The organism is Achromobacter sp. JD417 (assembly GCF_041879325.1).
Classification (GTDB): domain Bacteria; phylum Pseudomonadota; class Gammaproteobacteria; order Burkholderiales; family Burkholderiaceae_B; genus Achromobacter; species Achromobacter mucicolens.
Map to the genome: position 1 here is coordinate 5,926,966 of NZ_CP087159.1, position 19,208 is coordinate 5,946,173.

Sequence of the window (19,208 nt, forward strand, 5' to 3'; positions counted from 1 at the left end):
CGCCAAGGGGACAACAAGATGCTATCGATCAAGAATCTGGAAGCAGGCTACGGGAAGGTGAAGGTGCTGCACGGCATCAGCATGGAGGTGCCCAAGGCAAAGGTGGTCACGCTGATCGGCTCGAACGGGGCCGGCAAGACGACGACGATGCGGGCATTGTCGGGGATGATCCGGCCGACGGCGGGCGAGATCACGCTGGGCAGCAAGCGCATCGACGGGCTGGAGTCGCATCGGATTGCGCGGCTGGGGCTGGCGCATTCACCGGAGGGCCGCCGGGTGTTTCCGACGCTGTCGGTGACGGACAACCTGCTGCTGGGCGCGTTTCCTCGCCTGACGGGCAGCCGGCCGAAGGGTGACGTACAGGCGGATCTGGGGCGGGCGATGGATCTGTTCCCTCGGCTGAAGGAACGGCGCGATCAGCTGGCAGGCACGTTATCGGGCGGCGAGCAGCAGATGCTGGCGATGGCGCGTGCGGTGATGCTGAATCCCGAGCTGGTGCTGCTGGACGAGCCGTCGATGGGATTGGCGCCGATTCTCGTGGAGGAAGTGTTCCGGATCATTGCGCGGCTCAAGGAAGAAGGCGTGACGATGCTGCTGGTGGAGCAGTTCGCGGCGGCGGCGTTGAATGTCGCGGATTATGGGTATGTGCTGGAGAATGGGCGGATTTCTGTGCATGGGAGTGCGGAGAAGCTGAAGCATGATCCGGCGGTGGTGGCGGCTTATTTGGGTGGGTCGCATTGAGGTTTATTTGGGGTTTTTTTTTGGCTGGCGTTGAGGGTGGTTCTTAAGACGCCCGCCGCAGCGGGGGCCGAGGCGCGCGGGGCTACGATTGCGGTCCGGAGCCTTCGCTCCGGACTGCCCCTTCGTCAACCTCGTACGCCTTCGGCTCCCTTCGGTTTCCCTCGGGCGCATCTACACGCCCCGCGCGCCTCGGCCCCCGCTGCGACGGGCTCTTGTAGATTCAGCTTTGCTGTCTGCGGGGCGAGTGGGGTTCTTTAGGTTCTTGCCCACGGTGGGGAGAGAGAAAGATCTTGCGGGGCCCGCCCGCGGCGGCCGCGCGGGCGGCCTTCGGGGGCTTACGCGACGTCTTGCGTCGGGGCGATGACGCTTCGCGTGTGGCTGCTTCATGTCTAGTGTCTGACACCCTGGAGAGATTCGCTTCACACCGAGGACGTCTCCCAAGGGTGTCAGACACCGGCAGCGGCAGACGCTCTTGGCAGGTTCAGACAGCGACGGCAACAGTCGTCAGTTGAACTCCAGTGCCCGATGGGCGGCGCGTACGGGTCGGCAAGTTATAGCTGACCGTCGCCGCGCCGCCCATCACCGCTCTCCCCCCTCTGACGAGCGTCATTCGAAAACTGATCTGCGCCCGCGCGCAAGCGCACCCCGCACCGACGACCCACGTCTCCGATGCCGATTGCCGCCGCCCGGGCGGCAGCAATTCGGCGGCCCCGCAGATCTCCTGCCCTGACCACAGGTCTTACAGCGCCACATACCAAAGACCCTCGCAGCACGACGTCGCGGGCACCGTGGGTGCGAGCGCCGTCGATGCGCCCGAGGGAATCTGAAGGGAGCCGAAGGCGGACGAAGATGACGAGGGGGGAGTCCGGAGCGAAGGCTCCGGACCGCAATCGTGGGCGATCGTGCCCACGGTGACCGCGACGTCGGGCGACCTATGAAGCACTCGGCGTCGCCCAATAAAAAATGGGCCTATGCAGGAAACCGACCAACTCGGTCATCCCCAGCAAGGCCCACGCTCACGTCACATCACCCTCGATGCAACGTCAACCTCAAACGATCGTCAACGTCACATCGATGTTGCCGCGCGTGGCGTTCGAGTACGGGCACACGATGTGTGCGGCTGCGACCAGCTTTTCGGCTTCGGCACGGTCCAGGCCCGGCAGCGAGATCTTCAGTTCGACTTCGATGCCGAAGCCGGTGGGGATCGCGCCGATGCCGACGGTGCCGTTCACGGACACGTCTGCCGGGATCGCGATTTTGTCGCGGTTGGCGACGAACTTCATTGCGCCCAGGAAGCAGGCCGAGTAGCCGACGGCGAACAGTTGTTCCGGGTTCGTGCCCGCGGCGCCGGCGCCGCCCAGTTCGCGCGGGGTGGTCAGCTTGACGTCCAGGTTGCCGTCGTCGCTGACGCCACGGCCTTCGCGGCCTCCGGTGGCGGTGGCGTTGGCGCGGTAGAGGACTTTTTCGATAGACATGGTGTGGTTCCTTTAAATGAAGTTTGTACTGCTTGCCTTGCGGGACCCTTCCCGTGTTGGCGGTCAACGATGAACTTGCGGCTTGCCTGAAACTTTAAATCGTGAACAACAATATCGTGCGCTACTTATAAAACCGGATGATGACAGTCATCACCCGCAACCTCAAAGACTTTCGACCAGCTTTTCCCGCAGCGCGTGCAGCGTCTTCGTCATGCCCTGCGCTTCGTCCAGCGAACACTGCGCCGCCGCACCTACCGCATGCGGCACCGCTTCGGCCTTTTCGCGCAGCTCGCGGCCCTGCTTGGTCAGGCTCACGATTACCTGGCGTTCGTCGTTCACGGCGCGCTTGCGCGTCACCAGTCCGGCGGCTTCCAGGCGCTTGAGCAGCGGCGTCAGCGTGGCGGAATCCAGGAACAGGCGGTCGCCGATATCCGTCACCGTAATTTCGTCGCCTTCCCACAGCACCAGCATTACCAGGTATTGCGGATAGGTCAGATCCAGCCCGCGCAACAGCTTGCGGTACACCTTGTTCATCGCCAGCGAGGTCGAGTACAAGGCGAAGCACAACTGGCTGTCCAGCAGCAGCGGGTTGAAAGCGCCTTTGGTCTTGTTTCTGGATTTCATGGCGCAATATTAAATAGCGCGCGATTTATCGTCAACACTTTTTTTTTCGCGCCTCGGCTTGCCCCGGCTTACGCCGCCTGCTCCGTTTCCGACGTGCCCCGATCCGAGCCGTATTGCTTCAGGCCGTCCAGATCCAGCACGCGCACCGCGCCGTATTCGACATTCAGCAATCCCGCTTCCTCAAGCTTGCGCAGCGCCTGATTGGCGCGCTGGCGCGAGACACGGGCCAGATAGCCGACTTCTTCCTGCGTAATCGTCAGGCGCATGCCCATGCCCGGATACAGCAAAGGGTTGAAGAGCTCGGCCAGACAGCGGGCGACGCGCGCGTCGGGATCCAGCAGACGGTCGTACTCCGCCTTGCCGATGAACTGCGCCACGCGCTCGTTCAATTGGTGCAGCAGATAGCGGTTGAACGGAATACTGGTATCCAGCAACCAGTCGAACGTCGCACCCGGCAGACGCGCCACCACCGAGTCGCGCAGCGCCACGATGTCGTATTTGCGGACTTCGCGCTTCAGGAGCGAACCTTCGCCGATCCAGCCGCCGGCGGGCACGCCCGTCAGCGATGCGACCTTGCCTTCCGAATTGCCCACCGACACCTTCACCAGTCCCGCAAGCACACCGATCCATGCCTGGGCGAGTTCGCCTTTGCGCTCTATGATCGATCCGGCAACGACCTGCTGCACGGAAAGGTCCCGCTCCACGCGCGCTTGCTGTTCGGCGTCGAGTACGCGGAACCAGGCGGCGGCGAGTTGCAGGGAGTCGGATAGCTGCATCGGGAATACCCTAAAAGGTCCTTGAATGTCGCGATGGTGACAGTTGGTAGCAACCCAACCTTATACCTTAACTCCTGCCGTAAATCTAAAACCAACTGGTCAAGCACGCCGCCGCAGCCGCTTCAACGCAGGCACCGCGCGCGATGCGCCCAAACCGGAGGAGACAACGTGGCACATTCATCGCCCGCATCTGCACAGATGCCGGCGGCGCCGGACACCTTTCCGGCGCTGCTGCTCGCGCATGCCAACGTTCGTGGGTCGCGGCCCGCGATACGAGAGAAAGACCTGGGGATCTGGCAAACCCTGACCTGGTCCGAAGTGGCGGACCATGTCCGTCACGTCGCGCAGGGTCTTGCGTCGCTTGGCATCCAGCCCGGCATGCACGTGGCCGTCATTGGCGAGAATCGCCCGCGTCTGTACATGGCCATGATGGCCGCGCAGTCGCTCGGTGCGATTCCCGTTCCGCTCTATCAGGACGCCGTGGCCCAGGAAATGGTCTACGTGCTGCAGGATGCGGAGATCAGCGTCGCGATCGTCGAGGACCAGGAACAGGTCGACAAGATGATCGAAGTGCGCGAGCAATGCCCCGCGCTCAAGCACGTCGTCTTCGACGACCCGCGCGGCCTGCGTCACTACGCCGATCCCATGCTGCTGTCTTATGAGCAACTGGAAGCGCTGGGTGGCGAATACGCGGCCAAGCACCCCGACTTTTACGCGCGCGCCGTGGCCGCCGTGCAGCCGCAGGACCCCGCGGCGATGTTCTACACATCCGGCACGACGGGCAAGCCCAAGGGCGTCGTGCTGACGCACCACGCGCTCATCGACCGCGCGCGCGCCGTGTCCGACATGGAAAAGCTGACCGACCAGGAAGACGTGCTGGCCTACCTGCCGCCCGCCTGGATCGGCCAGAACATGTTCTCGTACACGCAGCTGCTGGTCACGGGCTTCACGGTGAATCATCCCGAGTCGCCCGATACCGTGTCGATCGACATGCGCGACATTGGCCCCACCTATTACTTTGCGCCGCCGCGCGTGCTGGAAGGGCTGCTGACGCACGTGATGATCCGCATGGAAGACGCGGGATATCTCAAGCGCAAGCTGTTTGGCGCCTGCATGAAGCTGGCGCGCCGCGTCGGCACCAAGATCCTGGACGGCGAGTCCGTGAACGCCTGGGACCGCATGCGCTATGCATTGGGCAATGTGCTGATCTACGGCCCGCTGCGCAACGCGCTGGGCATGAGCCGCGTGCGCGTGGCCTACACGGCGGGCGAGGCCATCGGGCCCGACCTCTTTGTGTTCTACCGCTCCATCGGCATCAACCTCAAGCAGTTGTACGGGTCCACCGAGACCTCGGTGTTCGTCTGCGTGCAGCCCGACGGGCAGGTGCGCGACGACACCGTCGGACCGCCCGTGGCCGGCGTGGAAATCCGCGTGGCCGACAACGGCGAGATCCTGGTCAAGAGCCCGGGCCTGTTCAAGGAGTACTACCGCAATCCGGACGCCACGGCCGAGGCGCGCAGCGCCGACGGCTGGTTCCACACGGGCGATGCCGGTTACCTGGACACCGACGGACAGCTAAAGATCATCGATCGCGCCAAGGACGTGGGCAAGCTGGCCAACGGCAGCCTCTTCGCGCCCAAGTACATCGAAAACAAGCTCAAGTTCTTCCAGCACATCAAGGAAGCGGTGGCGTTTGGCGCGAACCGCGAGGATGTGTGCGCGTTCATCAACATCGACCTGGAAGCCGTGGGCAACTGGGCCGAGCGCCGCGGCCTGGCCTACGCCGGCTACACCGACCTGGCGGGCAAGGACGAGGTCTATCAGCTCATTGCCGAATGCGTGGAACAGGTCAATGCGGACCTGGCGACCGATCCCAAGCTGGCGGCCTCGCAGATCAGCCGCTTCCTGATCCTGCACAAGGAACTGGACCCCGATGACGACGAGCTGACCCGCACGCGCAAGGTGCGCCGCGCCTTCATCGCGCAGAAGTATGGCGTGCTGATCGATGCGCTCTTTGGCGGCAAGCAGTCGCAGTTCATCGAGACCGAAGTGAAATTCGAAGACGGACGCACCGGCAAGATTTCGGCGGATCTGCGGATCTGCCCGGTCAAGACGTTTCCCGTCATCACCGCCCGAGCCGCGTAGAGATCATGAGCCATAACGACCGCGACCAGCGTATCGGCGATGTCATGCTGGACATGCAGAACATCTCCTTGTCTTTCGGCGGCGTCAAGGCGCTGACCGATATTTCCTTCAACGTGCGCGAGCACGAGATCCGCGCCATCATCGGGCCCAACGGCGCGGGCAAGAGCTCCATGCTCAACGTCATCAACGGCGTGTACACGCCGCAGCAAGGCGGCATTGAATTCCGCAACCAGCGGTTCTCGCGCATGAACCCGCGCCGCGCCGCCGAGATGGGCATCGCGCGCACGTTCCAGAACCTGGCGCTGTTCAAGGGCATGAGCGTGCTGGACAACATCATGACGGGCCGCAACCTGCGCATGAAGAGCGGCCTGCTGGCGCAGGCGTTTCGCCTGGGGCCTGCCGAGCGCGAGGAGATCCAGCATCGCGAGTTCGTCGAAAACATCATCGACTTCCTGGAAATCCAGGCCTACCGCAAGACGCCGGTCGGCCGCCTGCCCTACGGGCTGCAGAAGCGCGTCGACCTGGGCCGCGCGCTGGCAATGGAGCCGCGCCTGTTGCTGCTGGACGAGCCGATGGCCGGGATGAACATCGAGGAAAAGCAGGACATGAGCCGCTTCATCCTGGATGTGAACGATGAGTTCGGCACGACCATCGTGCTGATCGAACACGACATGGGCGTGGTCATGGACATCTCGGACCGCGTGGTCGTGCTGGACTACGGCAAGAAGATCGGCGACGGCAAGCCCGATGAAGTTCGGGCAAATGAAGACGTCATTCGCGCCTATCTCGGCGTGTCGCACTAAGCCGGACAACCCAAGGCGGAAAGACATGGGATTTTTTCTAGAGACCTTATTCGGCGGCCTGATGAGCGGCATGCTGTACGCGCTGATCGGCCTGGGATTCGTGCTGATCTTCAAGGCGTCCGGCGTCTTCAACTTTGCGCAGGGCGCGATGGTGCTGGTGGCGGCGCTGTCGATGGCGCGCTTTTCGGAATGGCTGCCGCGCTGGCTGGGCTTTGACAACATGATCCTGGCCAACGTGCTGGCATTCATTGTCAGCGCCATCGTGATGTTCCTGCTGGCCGTGGCGATCGAACGCTTCGTGCTGCGCCATCTGGTCAACCAGGAAGCCACCACGCTCCTGATGGCCACGCTGGGCATCAGCTATTTCCTGGACGGACTGGGCCAGATCACGTTCGGCAGCTCGGTGTATTCCATCAATGTCGGCATGCCCAAGGATCCGCTGTTGATCCTGGACTCGGTGTTCGAGGGGGGGCTGCTCATCAACCTGGAGGATCTGACCGCCGCGGTCATTGCGGCGCTGCTGGTGGCGGCGCTGGCGCTCTTCTTCCAGTACACCTCGACGGGCCGCGCGCTGCGCGCCGTGGCCGACGACCATCAGGCCGCGCAGTCGATCGGCATTCCGTTGAACCGCATCTGGGTGATCGTGTGGAGCGTGGCGGGTCTGGTGGCGCTGGTGGCCGGGATCATCTGGGGATCGAAGTTCGGCGTGCAGTTCACGTTGTCCACCGCCGCGCTGCGCGCGTTGCCGGTGGTGATCCTGGGCGGTTTGACGTCGGTGCCGGGCGCCATTCTGGGCGGGCTCATCATCGGGGTGGGGGAAAAGCTGTCCGAGGTGTATCTGGGGTCGCTGGTGGGCGGCGGCATCGAAATCTGGTTCGCCTATGTGCTGGCGCTGGTGTTCCTGCTGTTCCGTCCGCAAGGGCTGTTCGGCGAGAAGATCATCGACCGCGTCTAAGCCTGCGTCACCGAGGATAAAACATGTTCTATCGCGAAAACGGCCAATTCAAGACCAGCTATCGCGCTGACCAGCAGATCTTCCCGATCCGCCAGGATCGCGTCTTCATCTGGCTGCTGATGGCGGTGGCGTTCATCGCCGTGCCGGCGATGGCCAGCGACTATCTGCTGCGCGCCATCCTGATTCCGTTCCTGATCCTGGCGCTGGCCGCCGTGGGCCTGAACATCCTGGTCGGCTACTGCGGCCAGATCTCGCTGGGAACGGGCGCCTTCATGGCGGTGGGCGCGTATGCGGCGTGGAACTTCGGCGTGCGCTTTCCCGGCATGCCGCTGGTGGCGCAGATTCTCTTGGGGGGCTGCTTTGCCACCCTCGTCGGCGTGATCTTCGGCATCCCCAGCCTGCGCATCCGTGGCCTGTACCTCGCGGTGGCGACACTGGCCGCGCAGTTCTTCGTGGACTGGGCGTTCCTGCGCATCCCCTTCTTCACCAACTATTCGTCCTCGGGCAGCGTGTCGGTGCCGCCGCTCACGGCGTTCGGGCTGCCGGTGCAGAGCGCCATGGAGAAGTACCTGTTCGTGCTGATCCTGGTCGTCATCTTCAGCCTGCTGGCCAAGAACCTGGTGCGCGGCGCCATCGGCCGCCAATGGATGGCGATCCGCGACATGGACGTCGCCGCTTCCGTCATCGGCATCCGGCCCATGTACGCCAAGCTGACGGCGTTTGCGGTCAGTTCGTTCATCGTCGGCGTGGCCGGCGCCTTGTGGGGCTACATACACCTGGGTTCGTGGGAGCCGCTGGCGTTCGACCTGGGCCGCTCGTTCCAGCTGCTGTTCATGGTCATCATCGGCGGGCTGGGCTCGATCATCGGCAGCTTCTTTGGCGCCGCGTTCATCGTGCTGGTGCCCGTGGCGCTGTCCAACATCCCGCACATGCTGGGCCTGCCGCTGTCGGTGGACACCGCCGCCCACATCGAGCACATGGTGTTCGGCGCGCTGATCGTGTTCTTCCTGATCGCCGAGCCGCACGGCCTGGCGCGGCTGTGGAGCATCGGCAAGGAGAAGTTGAGGATCTGGCCGTTCCCGCACTGATCGTGTTTCGTTTTGATTTCCGTGGGTCCATCGCAGCACAACCGCGCTGGACCCCCGCCCCGAATACCCGGCTCAAGACCGGGCCAATCCCGGTGTCACAGGGTTGACCGACCCAAACACCACGCAGGAGGTAAATGGAGATGAAGCGTCTTAACCTGAAGTTGGCGGCAGCCTTGATGGCCGCAGCCGGCGCCGCAGGCGCCGTGGCCACGCCGGCAATGGCGGCCGAAGAGCAGTTCGTTCCGTTGCTGGTGTATCGCACGGGATCGTTCGCGCCGCTGGGCATTCCCTGGGCCGATGGCAAGCTGGATTACCTGAAGCTCGTGAACGAGCGCGATGGCGGCGTGAACGGCGTCAAGATCACGTACGAAGAATGCGAAACCGCCTACGCCACGGACCGCGGCGTGGAATGCTACGAGCGCCTGAAGGGCAAGGGCACCGGCGCATCGGGCTTCGACACGCAGTCCACCGGCATCACCTTCGCGGTCAGCGACAAGGCCATCGTCGACAAGGTGCCCGTGGAAACGATGGGCTACGGCCTGTCGCAATCGGTGGACGGCAGCGTGTTCGAGTGGAACTTCCCGCTCTTGGGCACGTACTGGACCGCCGCCGACGTGATGATCCAGGACATCGCCAAGAAAGAAGGCGGCATGGACAAGCTCAAGGGCAAGAAGATCGCCCTGGTCTATCACGACTCGCCGTACGGCAAGGAACCGATCCCGCTGCTGCAAAAGCGCGCGGCCAAGGAAGGCTTTGAATTGCTGCTGTACCCGGTGACGGCGCCGGGCGTGGAGCAGAAGTCCACCTGGCTGCAGATCCGCCAGGCGCGCCCGAACTACGTGCTGCTGTGGAGCGCGGGCATCATGACGCCCACCGCCATCCGCGAAGCGCAGGCCAGCGGCTATCCGCGCGACAAGATGTACGCGATCTGGTGGGCCGGCTCGGAAGGCGACGTCAAGGACCTGGGCGATGTCGCCAAGGGCTACAACGCCATCACCATCCACAACAGCGGCGCCGACAGCGACAAGGTCTACGACGATCTGAAGAAGTACGTCTACGACAAGGGCCAGGGCGCGGACAAGACCGGCAAGACCACGTTGGGCACCATCGCCCACACGCGCGGCATGATGATCTCGATGCTGCAGGTCGAAGCGATCCGCGCCGCGCAGGAGAAGTACGGCAAGGGCAAGGCGCTGACGCCGGAGCAGGTGCGCTGGGGCTTCGAGAACCTGGACCTGACGCAGGAAAAGCTCGACAAGCTGGGCTTTGGCCAGATCATGCGTCCGGTCAAGACCTCGTGCGCCAACCACAAGGGCGACGACTGGGCTCGCATCGTGCAATGGGACGGTTCCAAGTTCAAGGTCGTTTCCGACTGGTATCAGGCCGACAAGACGATCCTGGACCCGATGGTCAAGGAATCGGCGGCCAAGTACGCCAAGGAAAAGAACATTACGCCCCGCAAGTGTGAGTGATGCCCCTGGAGCGCCCGCGGCGGCCATGCCGCGGGTGCGCAACGCATGTTGATATGACCCGGCGGCCGGCTTTCCGGCCGGCCGCCGCCACGCTGCAGGAATGTTTATGAACGACGCCAATATTGCCGCCGCAGGCGCCCCGCCGGTGCTGCTCGATGTGAACGGCATCGAGGTGATCTACAACCACGTGATCCTGGTGCTCAAGGGCGTGTCCCTGCAGGTGCCGGAAGGCAGGATCGTGGCGCTGCTGGGCGCGAACGGCGCGGGCAAGACCACCACGCTGCGCGCGATCTCCAATCTGCTCAAGGGCGAGCGCGGCGACGTCACCAAAGGCCACATCCAGTACCGCGGCCAGCGCATCGAAAAGCTGACGCCGGCCGAGCTGGTCAAGCGCGGCGTCGTGCAGGTGATGGAAGGCCGGCACTGCTTCGCCCACCTCACCATCGAGGAAAACCTGCTGACCGGCGCCTATACGCGCAGCATGAGCCGCGGCGACACCGCCGCCGCGCTGGAACGGGTCTACCAGTATTTCCCGCGCTTGAAGCAGCGCCGCACCAGCCAGTCCGGATACACCTCGGGCGGCGAGCAGCAGATGACCGCGATCGGCCGCGCGCTGATGGCCAACCCGAACATGATCCTGCTGGATGAACCGTCGATGGGTCTTGCGCCGCAGATCGTCGAAGAAATCTTCGAGATCGTGCGCGACCTGAACCAGCGCGAGCGCGTGAGCTTCCTGTTGGCCGAGCAGAACACCAACATCGCCCTGCGCTACGCCGATTACGGCTACATCCTGGAGAACGGGCGCGTGATGATGGACGGCGCCGCGTCCGACCTGGCGCAGAACGAGGACGTGAAGGAGTTTTACCTGGGCATCTCCAGCGGCGAGCGCAAGAGTTTCCGGGACAACAAGTTCTACCGCCGCCGCAAACGCTGGCTGGCCTGATTTCCGACGCGGGCAAGCCAGCGCTTGCCGCATGGCGCCGGCAACGGCGCCGCCAACCGGCACACGAGAAGGTGCGATTCCATGTCCGAGTTTTTCGATGACCTCGAAACCCGAGCGCCCGAGCAACGCGAGCGCGATCTGATGGCGGCCCTGCCAGGGGCGATTGCGCGGGCCATCGCGCGCGCGCCGGCCATCGCCGAGCAATTGCTCGGCGTGGACCCGGCCACGGTCACCTCGCGCGAGGCGCTGGCCCGGCTGCCAGTGCTGCGCAAGCACGAATTGCTTGAACGCCAGCAGCACAGCCGCGATGACGCCGCCCGGCCCGCTGGGCCCGCCAAGGCTTTCGGCGGCTTTTCCGCGATCGGCTGGGGCGAAGCGATGCGGGTGTTTGCCTCGCCGGGCCCGATCTACGAACCGGAAAGCGCGCGCTCGGATTACTGGCGCTTTGCGCGCGCCCTGTACGCGGCGGGCTTTCGCGCCGGCGAACTGGCCTACAACTGCTTTTCCTATCACTTCACGCCGGCCGGCTCGATGATGGAGACGGCCGCCCATGCGGTGGGCTGCACCGTATTCCCCGGCGGCACTGGACAGACCGAACAGCAGGTGCGCGCGATTCAGGACCTGTCGCCCAGCGGCTACACCGGCACGCCCAGCTTCCTGAAGATCATTCTGGAAAAATCCGATGAACTGGGCGTGAAGCTCGATTCGCTGCGCCGCGCGCTGGTTTCCGGAGAGGCCTTCCCGCCCTCGCTGCGCGACTGGCTGGCGGCGCGCGGCATCGACGGCTACCAGGCATACGGCAGCGCCGACCTGGGCATGATCGCTTTCGAGACGCCTGCCCGCGAGGGGTTGGTGGTGGGCGAAGACATCATCGTCGAAATCGTGCGTCCGGGCACCGGCGAGCCCGTGCGCGACGGCGAAGTCGGCGAGGTCGTGGTGACCACGCTGAACCCCGATTACCCGCTGGTGCGGTTCGGCACCGGCGACCTGTCGGCGGTGATGCCGGGCATTTCGCCGTGCGGGCGCACCAACACCCGCATCAAGGGCTGGATGGGGCGCGCCGACCAGACGACCAAGGTGCGCGGCATGTTCGTGCACCCCTCGCAGGTGGCTGACGTGGTCCGGCGGCATCCGGAAATCCTGCGGGCGCGGCTGGTCATCAGCGGCAGCACGGGCTCGGACCGCATGGTGCTCAAGGTGGAGTCGCGCGAGCAGAACGATGACCTGGCCAAGCGCATCGCCGATTCGGCGCGCGACGTGACCAAGCTGCGCGCCGATGTGCAATGGGTGGACGCAGGCGGCCTGCCGAACGACGGCAAGGTGATCGACGACATCCGCACGTACGAGTAAGGCGGCGGACGCGGGGTCAGGCCCCGCCGCGCCGGGCGCGTTCGATGATGGCGTGGATCGCCATCCCCGCAAGCATGGCGACCACAAAAATGCCGGCCTCGCCGATGCCGGCCGCCGCGGCGACGACGGCGGGGCCGGGACAGAATCCCGCCACGCCCCAGCCCACGCCAAACGCCAGGCTGCCGCCGGCCAGACGCCAGTCCAGCTGCGTGGCCTGCGGCCAGCGCATGGGTTCGCCCGACAGGCTGGCGCGGCGGCGACGCAAGAGCGCAAATCCGATGCTGGCCACGACGACGGCGCCGCCCATCACAAACGCCAGGGTGGGATTCCACAAGCCCGCCAGGTCCAGAAATCCCAACACGCGCGCAGGGTCGGCAAGTCCCGACACCAACAGGCCGAATCCGAAGACGAGCCCGGCGGCAAAAGCGTAGATCGCAGCCATGTCAGCCTCCCACCGCGTGGCGCAAGACGTAGACCGTCACGAATCCGGCCGCCATGAAGATTGCCGTCGCGACGAACGAACGGCGAGATCCGCGGGACAGGCCGCAGACGCCGTGGCCGCTGGTGCAGCCGGACCCGTATCGCGTGCCGATCCCGACGAGCAGGCCGGCCACGATCAGCCGGGGCGTGCTGGCATCGACGGTGATGGACGGCAGAGTGGCGAACAGCCGGTAGACCCACGGCGCGGCGCACAGTCCCAGCAGGAAGGCCACGCGCCAACCGTCGCCTCGCGTCGGGGTGAAAAGACCGCCCACGATGCCGCTGATGCCGGCAATGCGCCCGGCGCCCAGCATCAGCAAGACCGCGCCGGCGCCGATAAGAAGCCCCCCCGCCGTGCCGGCGAGCGGCGTAAAGGCAGACCAGTCCACGTTCATTTGAGGGACTCCAGTGCGCGTCCGCAGTACAGGCTGGACAAGGTTTTCATCACCTGGCTGACCTCGAAACTGGCCATCTGGTAGTAGACGTACTTGCCTTCGCGCCGCGTGACGACGAGTCCTTCGTCGCGCAGCACGCCAAGCTGCTGCGAGAGCGTGGGCTGGCGGATGCCGGTCAGCGATTCCAGCTCGCCGACGTTGCGTTCATGGTGGACCAGCTGGCACAAGAGGAGCAAGCGGTCTTCGTTGGCCAGGGCCTTGAGCAGCGTGCAGGCCTGGGAGGCCGATTCACGCAGGGAGGAGACTTCACATTCGGTAAGCGGGGCATTCATGGCGGGGCGCTGACAGTGGAGGAAAACGAGGCAACAGCGTCGTCATTATATTTCTGAATAAACTATTCGCAAATATTATTTTTTTACGTAAACTGTTCCGACGTGCCCGCCCACCATTCCCGAGCCCCCATGAATCCGCACATCCAGGCCTTTTTTGACACTGTCACCTCGACCATCACCTACGTCGTTCACGAGGCAGGGCCCGGCGGCGCCTGCGCCATCATCGATTCGGTGCTGGACTTCGACCCCAAATCGGGCCGCACCAGCACCGCCAACGCGGACCGCGTGGCCGACTATGTCCGCGAGCGGGGGCTGCGGACGGTCTGGCTGCTGGAGACCCACGCCCACGCCGATCACCTGTCCGCCGCGCCCTATCTGCAACGGCAGCTGGGCGGCGTCATCGCCATCGGCCAAAGCATCCGCAGCGTGCAGGGCGTGTTCAAGAAGATCCTGAACCTGGAGCCGGCCTTTCAGCTCGATGGATCGCAGTTCGGCCATCTGTTCGCCGACGGCGAGACCTTTCAGATCGGCGCGCTGACCGCCACGGCGGTGCACGTGCCGGGACACACGCCAGCCGACATGGCCTACCTGATCGGCGACGCAGCGTTTGTGGGCGACACGCTGTTCATGCCCGATGTCGGCACGGCGCGCTGCGATTTCCCGGGCGGCGATGCGCACCTGCTGTACCAGTCGATCCGGCGCCTCTTGAGCCTGCCCGACGACACGCGCCTCTTCATGTGTCACGACTATCCGCCCGAGGGCCGCGACGCCGCCTGGCAGACCACCGTGGCCGACCAGCGCCGCGGCAACATCCACGTGCGCGATGGCATCACCGAAGATGAATTCGTCGCCATGCGCACCCGGCGGGACGCGACACTGTCGATGCCCACACTGATCCTGCCCGCCATCCAGGTGAACATCCGCGCGGGACATTTCCCGCCGGCCGAGGACAACGGCGTGCGGTATCTGAAGATTCCCGTCAATGCGCTTTGACACCTGGCCGCGGCGCACTTGCGCCGCACGGCCATATCCCGCAAGATCGCCCGATCGCAGCAACCCGATCCGACGCATCCATGTTCGCCGAAGCCGAAGCAGACCCTACCCTCTCCAAAGATGAATTCAAGGCGCTGGAAACGCGGCTGCGGGTCGGACTGCTGAATGCGCAGTACGAACGCCTGCGCCAGGCCGACAAGACGCTTCTGGTCGTCGTGGCGGGCATCGACGGGGCCGGCAAGGGCGCCACGATCAACCTGCTCAACGAATGGATGGATCCGCGCCACATCCGCACGCTGGCCTATGGGCCGCGCGAAGGCGACGAACTGGATCGTCCGCCCTTGTGGCGCTACTGGCGCGATCTGCCGCCCAAGGGCAGCACCGGCATCGTGTTCGGCTCCTGGTACACGCCGCTGGTCATCGAAGCCGTGCGCAAAAAGCCCAATGCAGACGCCATCGAGGCCCATGCCGCCGCCATCATGCGCTTTGAAACGATGCTGGCCTCGGAAGGCGTACAGATCGTCAAGCTGTGGTTCCACCTGTCGGCCAAGGCGCAAAAGGAACGGGCGCAGCGCCTGCTCGCCAGTCCCGAGACCGCGTGGCAGGTCAGCCCGGTCGACATGAAGGTCAACAAGCGTTTCGACCGCATCCGGTCGGGTGCGCACGTCGTGCTCAATCACACGGACTGCGGTCACGCGCCCTGGGTGGTGATCCCCAGCGCCGACGAGAACATGCGCACCGCGCGCACGGCCGAAGCGGTGCTGACGGCGCTGCGCCGGCGCGGCGTGCCGCGCCTGCCGCCCGCCTTCGTGGCGCATTCCAGCACGACGCGCATCGTCGACCGCCTGGGCAAGCTGGACTATGACGCCAAGGTCGAGAAGGAAGACTACGAATCCGAACTCGGCCTGCTGCAAGGCCGGCTGGCGCTCGCCGCCCGCTCCGACAAGTTCAAGGATCGCTCGCTGATCCTGGTGTTTGAAGGTCAGGATGCGGCCGGCAAGGGCGGCGCCATCCGCCGCGTCACGCACGCGCTGGACGCCCGGCAATTCGACATCACGCCCGTGTCCGCGCCCAGCTCGGAAGAATTGGCCCGTCCCTACCTGTGGCGGTTCTGGCGCCGCATTCCCCGCCATGGCCGGATCGCGCTCTTTGACCGCTCGTGGTATGGCCGCGTGCTGGTCGAGCGGGTCGAGAAGCTGATTCCCCCCGCCAAGTGGCGCCGGGCTTACGCAGAGATCAACGACTTCGAAGAACAGCTGGCGGCCAGCGGCGCGTTGGTGCTCAAGTTCTGGCTGGCGGTCACGCCCGACGAACAGCTCGCCCGCTTTCGCGAACGCGAAAAATCGCCGTTCAAGAATTTCAAGATCACGCCCGACGACTGGCGTAACCGCGACAAGTGGGCCGAGTACGCGGCGGCGGCCAACGAGATGATGATGCGGACCGACGTGCCCCACGCGCCCTGGCATCTGGTGTCGGCCAACGACAAGCGTTACGCTCGGCTGCAAGTGCTGCGGCATATCGTCGAAGCCATGGAAAACCAACTCTGAATTCCGCCAGGAGGCTCCGCCCCATGAGTACCGCAGATATCCGTCCCATCGTTGCCGCTGACTTCGACGCATGGCTGCCGCTGTGGAAGGGCTACCAGGACTTCTACCGCGTCAGCATCGACGACGCCGTCACGCGCAACACGTGGGCGCGCTTTCTGGATCCGGCCGAGCCCATGCACGCGGCGCTGGCCTACGAAAGCGGCCGCGCGGTGGGCTTGGTGCACTGGATCTTCCACCGCTCCACCTGGACCGCGGGCGATTACTGCTATTTGCAGGATCTGTATGTGGACCAGGAGGCGCGCGGCACGGGCGCCGGGCGCAAGCTGATCGAACACGTCTACGCCGAAGCCGCCGCGGCCAATTGCGCCCGCGTCTATTGGCTGACGCACGAAACCAACGCGACCGCCATGCAGCTCTACGACCGCATTGCCGACCGGTCCGGCTTCATCCAGTACCGCAAGGTGATGGCTTGAGCGCGCGCGATCCCAACTGTCCGCTGTGCCAGGAAGACGGCGGCACGCTCTTGTGGCGGGGACCGCACCTGCGCATCATCGAGGTCGAGGACCCCGACTATCCGGGGTTTACGCGGGTGATCTGGAACGCTCACCTGGCCGAGATGACCAGCCTGTCCACGCACGGGCGCGACCTGCTCATGCGGGCGGTGTATGTGGTCGAGGAGACGCAGCAGGCGATCCTGACGCCCGACAAGGTCAACCTGGCATCGCTTGGCAACATGGTGCCGCATCTGCATTGGCACGTGATCCCGCGTTGGCGCGGCGACCGGCATTTTCCGGATCCGATCTGGGCGGCGCCGCGCATCGCGCCGGGCGCCGAGCCCGATTCCTGGAAGCGCCGGCAAGAAGCAGTGTCGGCCCTGCTGCCGCGCTACCGCGACCGTCTGGTCGAAGCGATGAACGCGCTGCTGTGGCATTGAGCGGTCCAGCGCACTGACCGTTTTACCGCACTGGGCTTTCTACCGCACTGACCGTTCTACGGCATCGAGCCGCTGGGCGCCGCGGGGGCCCGCCCCCGCCGTTCTCCCAGCCAGCGTGCGTAGGCCGCTTCGACCAACTGCGCCGCGCGGTCGACGCTGAAAAGCCCCTGCCCCCGAATGAGCTCCCGGCCCGCTTCGCCCATGCGGCGGCGGCGTTCGGGGTCGGCCAGCAGGCTTTCCAGCGCGGCGGCCAACGCGGCGGGATCGCGCGGCGGCACCAGCAGGCCGGTCACGCCCGCCTGCATGGTTTCGGGAACGCCCCCCACGTCCGTGCCAATCACGGGCACGCCCATGGCGGCAGCTTCGACAAATGCCGTGCCGAAGGCTTCGCGATGGGTCGGCAAGGCGAACACGTCAAACGCCTGCAGCACGTTGCCGATGTCATGCCGCCGGCCCAGAAAGTGCACGCGGGACGCCAGGCCCAGCGCCTGAACCTGTCCCTTCAGACGCTCGAACACCGGCATGCCGTCCCCGGCCAGCACCAGATGGGCTTGCGGAAACGCGGCCAGCACGCGCTGGAAGGCGTCGATCAGGTCGGCATGGCCCTTTTCCGTGCGCATGACGGCCACACAGCCCACGACCAGCGCATCGCCCGGCAGGCCGAGTTCCTGGCGCAGGCTGCCCTTGCCGTCGCCTTCGGGCAACACAATCGGCGAATGGATGGTGGCGACGGCCTCGGGCGGCGCGCCGCCATCCAGCAATTGGCGTTGCACGTGCCGGCTCACGGCGATGACGCGGTGGGCCAGCCACGTGTAGGCGTACAGCGAGTTGATCGGCTTGGCCAGGTGACGGGTGCGCACGATGAGCGGGGTGCGGGCAAGGCGCGCGCCCATTGCCGCGCGCACCGTGTCGCTGCGGCTGTGCGTGTTGACCACGTCGAAGCGGCCGCGCGCCGCCACGCGCCGCACGAACGCCACGCTGCGCACGAAATTGACGGCGCCGTCCATGTTCACGGTGTGCACGGTGAACCCGGCGTCGCGAAGCCGCTGCGCCAGTTCGGCGTGCGGCTGGCAGACCGCTTCCAGGTGATGGCCGCGCTCGCGCATGGCGACCATCTCCTTATAGATACAGAATTCCTGGCCGCCAAAGGCCGTGGCGGCTTCCGTATGCAGGATGCGCAAGGGGCCGCCGGTCCCGGCGTGGCTAGCGGGAAGATCGTCGGAATTCAGCATGGGCGGAGCAGCGGGCTGCTGCAGGCGATTTGCGCAGGGGCCTGCCGATGCCGGCAAAGGGTGTCGGCGGTGCCAGGCAAGGCAAGGAGGACGGGATGATGGCGTGGCGGCATGACGGCAAGGGGCGCCAGGCAGCCTGGCCAAGCCACGACTGTTGGGCGTGGGTTCAAAAAGGCCGACTGGGTCGGCCTCCAACGGAGTTGTTACATAGAATTTAAGCGAATGTAAACCACAACGCCGCAGCCCGACAAGCCTCTCTGTCGCCAGGCGGGAACACAGCCCGCAGATGACGTGACTTCGGTGGCAATAGACCTCGATTTCAGGGAAGAAAGACGCAAGTTGTGTACATTCAGTTACCGTTCAGGTTCTTGCCATGGCGGCTCAACGACGTGCGAGCTGACCGCGCGTGTGGCCTTGGCCGCTCGGCCCGTGAAGTAGACTGTCCGCACCCACGGCGCAGGAGTCGGCATGAAAACGTCCCGCATCATCGTGCAGCGCGTTTACGAAGGCACCGGTCCGCAAGGGCATTACCTTGCCCTCGTCGACCGCATGTGGCCTCGCGGCCTGCGCCGCGCGGACCTCGGCCTGGACGAATGGGCCCGCGACATCGCCCCCAGCGCTGAACTGTGCAAATGGTTCAGCCACGTCGAGGAACGCTGGGACGCATTCCGCGCCAAGTACCTGGCCGAACTGGCCACGCCCGAGCAGCAAGCGCGCATGGCAGCCCTGCTGGAGGCCGCGGGCGATCGCCCCCTGACCCTGCTGTACGGTGCGCGCAACACCGAACACAATCAGGCCGTGGTGCTGCGCGACGCGCTCCTGGAATTCGCCCGCCATCACCGCAAGCGCGCGGCCTGAATTCCCCGCTGTCTTGGTACGCTTATGCCCCGCCGGCGCCGCGCATCCACGCGCGCGCGAGGCGA

20 protein-coding genes are annotated in these 19,208 nt (G+C 65.2%); 13 read left to right on the forward strand and 7 right to left on the reverse strand.

Annotation, left to right across the window (positions count from 1 at the left end; all coding sequences use genetic code 11):
* The first annotated feature begins 18 nt into the window (after positions 1 to 18).
* Entirely contained in the window at positions 19 to 741 is a 723-nt protein-coding gene (locus tag LN047_RS27230; RefSeq protein WP_108005811.1) for an ABC transporter ATP-binding protein, read from the forward strand.
* A 1,049-nt stretch (positions 742 to 1,790) separates the two neighbouring features.
* On the opposite strand, the gene LN047_RS27235 is transcribed toward LN047_RS27230, so the two are convergent.
* The 3 genes from LN047_RS27235 to LN047_RS27245 all read right to left on the reverse strand — a co-directional run bounded on the left by LN047_RS27235 (position 1,791) and on the right by LN047_RS27245 (position 3,616).
* Positions 1,791 to 2,216 (reverse strand): organic hydroperoxide resistance protein, encoded by a 426-nt coding sequence (locus LN047_RS27235; protein WP_056327382.1) that lies wholly within the window; start codon positions 2,214 to 2,216, stop codon positions 1,791 to 1,793.
* Positions 2,217 to 2,378: 162 nt separating this feature from the next.
* Positions 2,379 to 2,840 carry a MarR family transcriptional regulator gene (locus tag LN047_RS27240; RefSeq protein WP_312538563.1) on the reverse strand — a complete coding sequence of 154 codons (462 nt, stop codon included), beginning with the start codon at positions 2,838 to 2,840 and terminating at the stop codon, positions 2,379 to 2,381.
* A gap of 68 nt (positions 2,841 to 2,908) precedes the next feature.
* Entirely contained in the window at positions 2,909 to 3,616 is a 708-nt protein-coding gene (locus tag LN047_RS27245; protein WP_056327378.1) for a Crp/Fnr family transcriptional regulator, read from the reverse strand.
* A 168-nt stretch (positions 3,617 to 3,784) separates the two neighbouring features.
* Here LN047_RS27245 and LN047_RS27250 point away from each other — a divergent pair, with 168 nt between their 5' ends.
* From LN047_RS27250 to LN047_RS27280, 7 genes are all read left to right on the forward strand, one after another.
* Positions 3,785 to 5,761 (forward strand): long-chain fatty acid--CoA ligase, encoded by a 1,977-nt coding sequence (locus LN047_RS27250; protein ID WP_373980737.1) that lies wholly within the window; start codon positions 3,785 to 3,787, stop codon positions 5,759 to 5,761.
* 5 nt (positions 5,762 to 5,766) lie between these two features.
* Complete coding sequence (locus LN047_RS27255; protein WP_056327375.1) at positions 5,767 to 6,564, forward strand: ABC transporter ATP-binding protein; 798 nt, start codon at positions 5,767 to 5,769, stop codon at positions 6,562 to 6,564.
* Between the two features lie 25 nt (positions 6,565 to 6,589).
* The gene (locus LN047_RS27260) at positions 6,590 to 7,519 is read left to right on the forward strand and encodes a branched-chain amino acid ABC transporter permease (RefSeq protein WP_056327372.1); all 930 of its coding nucleotides are present in this window, start codon (positions 6,590 to 6,592) and stop codon (positions 7,517 to 7,519) included.
* A gap of 23 nt (positions 7,520 to 7,542) precedes the next feature.
* On the forward strand, positions 7,543 to 8,607 hold the full coding sequence (locus LN047_RS27265; RefSeq protein WP_152382907.1) for a branched-chain amino acid ABC transporter permease: 1,065 nt from the start codon (positions 7,543 to 7,545) through the stop codon (positions 8,605 to 8,607).
* A 134-nt stretch (positions 8,608 to 8,741) separates the two neighbouring features.
* Positions 8,742 to 10,079, forward strand: coding sequence for an ABC transporter substrate-binding protein (locus LN047_RS27270; RefSeq protein WP_081100873.1), 1,338 nt, complete (start codon positions 8,742 to 8,744; stop codon positions 10,077 to 10,079).
* Between the two features lie 106 nt (positions 10,080 to 10,185).
* Positions 10,186 to 11,022: an ABC transporter ATP-binding protein gene (locus tag LN047_RS27275; protein WP_175235839.1), complete on the forward strand. Its 837-nt coding sequence runs from the start codon at positions 10,186 to 10,188 to the stop codon at positions 11,020 to 11,022.
* Positions 11,023 to 11,103: 81 nt separating this feature from the next.
* The gene (locus tag LN047_RS27280) at positions 11,104 to 12,372 is read left to right on the forward strand and encodes a phenylacetate--CoA ligase family protein (protein ID WP_373980738.1); all 1,269 of its coding nucleotides are present in this window, start codon (positions 11,104 to 11,106) and stop codon (positions 12,370 to 12,372) included.
* Between the two features lie 16 nt (positions 12,373 to 12,388).
* Here LN047_RS27280 and LN047_RS27285 read toward each other — a convergent pair whose 3' ends face one another.
* From LN047_RS27285 to LN047_RS27295, 3 genes are read right to left on the reverse strand one after another with little or no spacing between them, the layout of a single operon-like run.
* Positions 12,389 to 12,814 carry a DUF6691 family protein gene (locus LN047_RS27285; protein WP_223573538.1) on the reverse strand — a complete coding sequence of 142 codons (426 nt, stop codon included), beginning with the start codon at positions 12,812 to 12,814 and terminating at the stop codon, positions 12,389 to 12,391.
* A 1-nt stretch (position 12,815) separates the two neighbouring features.
* The gene (locus LN047_RS27290) at positions 12,816 to 13,247 is read right to left on the reverse strand and encodes a YeeE/YedE family protein (RefSeq protein WP_062838915.1); all 432 of its coding nucleotides are present in this window, start codon (positions 13,245 to 13,247) and stop codon (positions 12,816 to 12,818) included.
* Entirely contained in the window at positions 13,244 to 13,579 is a 336-nt protein-coding gene (locus tag LN047_RS27295; RefSeq protein WP_056327361.1) for a helix-turn-helix transcriptional regulator, read from the reverse strand. Before LN047_RS27295 ends, LN047_RS27290 begins: the two co-directional genes overlap by 4 nt.
* Positions 13,580 to 13,708: 129 nt before the next feature.
* On the opposite strand from LN047_RS27295, the gene LN047_RS27300 reads away from it, so the two are divergent.
* From LN047_RS27300 to LN047_RS27315, 4 genes are all read left to right on the forward strand, one after another.
* A complete protein-coding gene (locus LN047_RS27300; protein ID WP_373980739.1) occupies positions 13,709 to 14,572 on the forward strand; it encodes an MBL fold metallo-hydrolase in 864 nt (287 codons plus the stop codon).
* An 80-nt stretch (positions 14,573 to 14,652) separates the two neighbouring features.
* Positions 14,653 to 16,119: a polyphosphate:AMP phosphotransferase gene (gene pap / locus LN047_RS27305; RefSeq protein ID WP_373980740.1), complete on the forward strand. Its 1,467-nt coding sequence runs from the start codon at positions 14,653 to 14,655 to the stop codon at positions 16,117 to 16,119.
* A gap of 23 nt (positions 16,120 to 16,142) precedes the next feature.
* Complete coding sequence (locus LN047_RS27310; RefSeq protein ID WP_128829567.1) at positions 16,143 to 16,592, forward strand: GNAT family N-acetyltransferase; 450 nt, start codon at positions 16,143 to 16,145, stop codon at positions 16,590 to 16,592.
* Positions 16,589 to 17,053, forward strand: coding sequence for an HIT family protein (locus tag LN047_RS27315; protein ID WP_056327353.1), 465 nt, complete (start codon positions 16,589 to 16,591; stop codon positions 17,051 to 17,053). Before LN047_RS27310 ends, LN047_RS27315 begins: the two co-directional genes overlap by 4 nt.
* A 56-nt stretch (positions 17,054 to 17,109) precedes the next feature.
* On the opposite strand, the gene LN047_RS27320 is transcribed toward LN047_RS27315, so the two are convergent.
* Positions 17,110 to 18,285, reverse strand: coding sequence for a glycosyltransferase (locus tag LN047_RS27320; RefSeq protein WP_081100872.1), 1,176 nt, complete (start codon positions 18,283 to 18,285; stop codon positions 17,110 to 17,112).
* A gap of 468 nt (positions 18,286 to 18,753) precedes the next feature.
* Between LN047_RS27320 and LN047_RS27325 the strand changes: the two genes are divergently transcribed.
* On the forward strand, positions 18,754 to 19,143 hold the full coding sequence (locus LN047_RS27325) for a DUF488 family protein (protein ID WP_152382912.1): 390 nt from the start codon (positions 18,754 to 18,756) through the stop codon (positions 19,141 to 19,143).
* Positions 19,144 to 19,208 lie beyond the last annotated feature (65 nt).